4 protein-coding genes are annotated in these 4,434 nt (G+C 67.7%); 2 read left to right on the top strand and 2 right to left on the bottom strand.

Features of this window, described 5'->3' with window-relative positions; all coding sequences use genetic code 11:
• Positions 1-247 precede the first annotated feature (247 nt).
• Complete coding sequence (gene dxs, locus Q0X16_RS07930; protein ID WP_297832975.1) at positions 248-2,158, top strand: 1-deoxy-D-xylulose-5-phosphate synthase; 1,911 nt, start codon at positions 248-250, stop codon at positions 2,156-2,158.
• A 30-nt stretch (positions 2,159-2,188) separates the two neighbouring features.
• Here the strand turns inward: dxs and Q0X16_RS07925 are convergent, their stop codons facing one another.
• Complete coding sequence (locus tag Q0X16_RS07925) at positions 2,189-3,226, bottom strand: TraB/GumN family protein (RefSeq protein WP_297832973.1); 1,038 nt, start codon at positions 3,224-3,226, stop codon at positions 2,189-2,191.
• 136 nt (positions 3,227-3,362) lie between these two features.
• Here Q0X16_RS07925 and Q0X16_RS07920 point away from each other — a divergent pair, with 136 nt between their 5' ends.
• The gene (locus Q0X16_RS07920; protein WP_297832971.1) at positions 3,363-3,752 is read left to right on the top strand and encodes a DUF488 family protein; all 390 of its coding nucleotides are present in this window, start codon (positions 3,363-3,365) and stop codon (positions 3,750-3,752) included.
• A 35-nt stretch (positions 3,753-3,787) separates the two neighbouring features.
• Here the strand turns inward: Q0X16_RS07920 and Q0X16_RS07915 are convergent.
• Positions 3,788-4,434: DNA-3-methyladenine glycosylase (locus Q0X16_RS07915; RefSeq protein WP_297832968.1), on the bottom strand; the 647-nt coding region annotated here is incomplete at its 5' end.

Raw genomic sequence — 4,434 nt, 5'->3', positions numbered from 1 at the left:
CGACCGCGGCCGCCTGCTGGTGGAGGGAAACCTGCGCGAAGCCGACATCAGCGACGCGCTGCGCGCGGCCGGCTTCCATGCCAGCCTCGCTCCCGAGCATCCGGAAGGCACGACCTGCTGCGGCAGCTGCAGCTGACAGCGGCATGCGGCGGCGCCCTGCCACCGCGGACGCCGCCAAACACTCGTTTGGAGCAAAAGTTCGGTTTCCCGCGTTGCCCACCGCCCGCGCAGGCGCGACAATGCACGCATGATCGACGCGCTCCGCTACCCGCTGCTGTCGCACATCGACTCCCCGGCCGACCTGCGCGCGCTGCCTGAATCCGACGTGCGCGCGGTGGCTGACGAGCTGCGCGCCTACCTGATCGAGTCCGTTGGCAAGTCCGGCGGCCACTTCGCCGCAGGCCTGGGTGTGGTCGAACTGACCACGGTGCTGCATTACCTGTACAACACGCCCGAAGACCGGCTGGTCTGGGACGTGGGCCACCAGGCCTACCCGCACAAGATCCTGACCGGACGCCGCGACCGCATCCACACGGTCAAGCAGAAGGACGGCGTGATGCCGTTCCCGAGCCGTGACGAAAGCCCTTATGACACTTTCGGGGTCGGCCACTCCTCGACCTCGATCTCGGCCGCGCTGGGCATGGCCATCGCCGATGCCCAGGCGGGCAGCGATCGCCGGATCGTGGCCGTGATCGGCGACGGAGCGATGACCGCCGGCATGGCCTGGGAAGCGCTCGGCCACGCCGGCGGCATGGACGAGGACCCCAACCTGCTGGTGATCCTCAACGACAACCGGATGTCGATCAGCGAGGCGGTCGGCGGCCTGACCAAGATGCTCGGGCGGATGTCCGGCAACAAGACGCTCAACGCCCTGCGCGAAGGCGGCAAGAAACTGCTGGGCGACAAGCGCAAGAGCCCGCCGGCGCGCTTCGTCAAGCGCTGGGAAGAACACTGGAAGGGCATGTTCGTGCCCTCCACCCTGTTCGAGCAGATGGGCTTCCACTACACCGGCCCGATCGACGGCCACGACATCGACGCATTGCTTGCGACACTGAAAACGCTCAAGGGTCTGAAGGGCCCGCAGCTGTTGCACGTCATCACCACCAAGGGCAAGGGTTACGAGCTGGCCGAGGACGACCAGATCGGCTACCACGCGGTCGCCCCGTTCGACCCGTCCATCGGCGTCATCGGCAAGGCCGGCGCGAAGAAGCCGTCCTATACCGACGTCTTCAGCGACTGGCTGTGCGACATGGCCACCGCCGACCCGAAGCTGATGGGCATTACCCCCGCGATGCGCGAAGGCTCCGGCCTGGTGCGCTTCAGCCAGACCTACCCGGACCGTTATTTCGACGTGGCCATCGCCGAGCAGCACGCAGTCACGCTGGCTGCCGGCATGGCCTGTGAAGGCGCCAAGCCGGTGGTCGCGATCTATTCGACCTTCCTGCAGCGCGCCTACGACCAGCTGATCCACGATGTCGCAATCCAGAACCTTGACGTTCTGTTTGCAATCGACCGCGCCGGCGTGGTCGGCCCCGACGGTGCCACCCACGCGGGCAGCTTCGATCTTACCTATCTTCGCTGCGTGCCCAACCTGGTGGTGATGGCGCCCGCCGACGAGGACGAATGCCGCAAGCTGCTCAGCACCGGCTTCCAGTACCCCGGACCCGCCGCCGTGCGCTACCCGCGCGATGCCGGACCCGGGGTCGCGGTCCAGCCGTCGCTCGACACGCTGCCGATCGGCAAGGCCGAACTGCGCAGCCGTGGCGGCAAGCTGGCCTTGCTGGCCTTCGGCGCACTGCTGCCGGCGGCCGAGGCGGTCGGCCGGGAATTCGGGCTGACCGTGGTCAACATGCGTTTCGTCAAGCCGCTGGACCGCAATCTGATCCTGGAACTGGCGCACAGCCACGAGGGCTTCGTCACGCTGGAGGACAATGCCGTCGCCGGCGGTGCCGGCAGCGCGGTGGCCGAACTGCTGGCCGCCGAAAGCGTGTACCTGCCGATCCAGCACATCGGACTCCCCGACGCCTTCCTGGCACAGGGCACCCGCGCGCAGGTGCTGGCCGAGGCGGGGCTGGACGCAGACGGCGTGCGCGCGGCGATCGTGCGCCGCTGGGGCTTGGACTCCGGCGTACCCAGCAGGACTCGCGCCGTGTCCTGAACGGACGCGCTCAGAGCGTCGATCCGGGCGTCATTCCTCGTCGTCGGCGTCCGGCGCCAGCACGGTGTAACCCTTGGCCCGCAGCTGCGCCAGATAGCCGTTGCTGCCGAGCAGCTGGCCCAGCGGCACGGCAGCGAAGGTGACGTCGTTCTTCCCCAGCGCGGCCTGCGCCGCCGCCAGCCAGCGCGCATCGAGCTGCTGACGGGCGTCGCCATAACCCAACCGCTTGCCGATGCCGGCCTCGGTGACCGCGCTGCGGCACGCCTCCCAGCGATAGGCGGGCGGCAGCGCCTGCAGCGCCGCAATGTCACCGGTTGCCCACGCGTTGGCCCGCGCGCGCATGGCATCGATGTCGGTTTCGATGCTGGCCATGGTGTTGTCGAAGCAGGCCAGGTCGTCGAGCGTGGTCTTCGACCATTCCTTGAGCACCGATTTGGGATCGGCAATCTTCAGCGTCACCTCCACCACCGTAACGGTCGGATGGTGCTGCTCGATCGCCGCCGCCACCACCGGCCAGACCCGGTCTTCCAGGTCGAGGCCACTGCGCTTCATCGCCTTCACATACAGTTCCTGCGCGGCAAATAGCGGACGCCAGCGCTCGACGCCGCGATCGCTGCCGATGTAGCGCGCCTTCAGCGCCTGCCAACGGGCATACGACGCTGGCGACACCAGCTCCTGCAGGGTTCTGCCATCCGGATTCTTGCGCGCACCGAGCAGGCGCGGCAGCAGCAGAATGTTGCTGAACCCCAGTTTCATATCCAGACGTACCCCGCGCAGCCGGATCACCTCCTGCGCCTGCGCCAGCACCGCCTGCACCTGCGTGGCCCGCCACTGCATCCGATCCGGCAGCGGACTCAAGGTCCCCAACAGGTACAGGTCGTGGCTGCCATTACGGACGATCCACATTCCGGGGCCCGGCTGCTCGCCCTGGACCACGACCGTCGCCTCAAGTCGCACGCCATCCGCGTCCACCACGGGCGGCGCCACCTGCTGCGCACATACCGGTGCGATCAGCAACCCCGTCAGCAACAGGCTTACGCCCATTCGGGACACTTTCACAATCGCCACGCTACCTCCTTGTCGCAGTCGCCCGCGTCTGACGCGCGAGGCCGCTGAAAGTTCCATCAACAGGTCACCATGACGGTGCGTTGACGCGCCGTGCAGGATGCTCTGCCCACCGTCAGGTCGCAAAGAATAAACGCTCATGGCCATCCGCGTCGTCCGTCTGGGGACACCCCGCGCCGCCGGGGAAAAACTGCGCGTCGGCACCGTGCGGCGCCCGCCGCGCGGCGTGCCGAAGGATCAATTCGCGAAGCGCGATTTCTACGATGTCTGGCTGCCCACCGTGGCCCCAAGCCAGGAAACGATGGACATCGCGCATGGCGCGACCACGCCCGCGCACTGGGCCAGTTTCTTCCGCCACTACCGCGCCGAGATGAAGCGACCGGACGCACAGCACGCGATCGCGCTGCTTGCGGCCATGTCGCACCCGGTGGACTTCAGCGTGGGCTGTTATTGCGAGGTCGAGGAACACTGCCACCGCCACGCATTGAAGGAATTGCTGCGCGATGCCGGGGCGGAGATCGTCGAATAGTTCATCCAGACAACGTTGGTTCGGCTTGCGTTGCCTCAATCCTGCGAACGCTTCACCGCCGGCTTGCCGACGGCCGCCGCGTCGGCAATTCGCCACAGATAGAAGCTGGCATAGCTGCGGTACGGCCCCCAGCACTGGCCGCGCGCAGCCAGTTCCCTGGGCGTCGGCAGGGCTTCCAGCCTGTCGACCACCTGCGCGCCCTTGCGCACGCCCAGATCGTCCACCGGCAGCACGTCCGGGCGACCGAGGCGGAACATCAGCATCATCTCGACCGTCCAGCGCCCGATGCCGCGCACCGGCACCAGGGCTGCGACGATGGCGTCGTCGTCCATGCCGCCCATTTGCCGCAGCGTGGGGATTTCTCCGGCTTGCTCGCGTCGGACCAGATCGCGCAGCGCCAGGGACTTGTTGCCGGAGACGCCGCAGGCGCGCAAGGCGGCATCGTCGATGCGCGCCAGGGTGTCGCAGTGGAAACGGTCGCTACCGATGGCGGCTTCCACCCGTCCGACGATGGTTGCGGCCGCCTTGCCGCTGAGCTGTTGATACAGGATCGAGCGCGCCAGCGCATCCACCGGGTCGAACGGCTTGCGCCACCGCGGGTCCGCCTCGATTCGCGGCAGCTTGCGCAACCATGCGCCCAGCTTGCGGTCGCGCCGGCACAGATGCGCGAACGCCGCTTCGG

Origin of the sequence: Thermomonas sp., assembly GCF_025993755.1 — a bacterium.
GTDB lineage: Bacteria > Pseudomonadota > Gammaproteobacteria > Xanthomonadales > Xanthomonadaceae > Thermomonas.
The sequence above is the reverse complement of the archived record's forward strand: the minus strand, read 5'-3'. Positions and strand labels throughout refer to the sequence as shown.

Excerpts from the sequence above, each read along its gene's own strand:
- Q0X16_RS07920 (WP_297832971.1), top strand. The coding sequence starts at position 3,363 with ATGGCCATCCGCGTCGTCCGTCTGGGGACACCCCGCGCCGCCGGGGAA.
- dxs (WP_297832975.1), top strand. The coding sequence starts at position 248 with ATGATCGACGCGCTCCGCTACCCGCTGCTGTCGCACATCGACTCCCCG.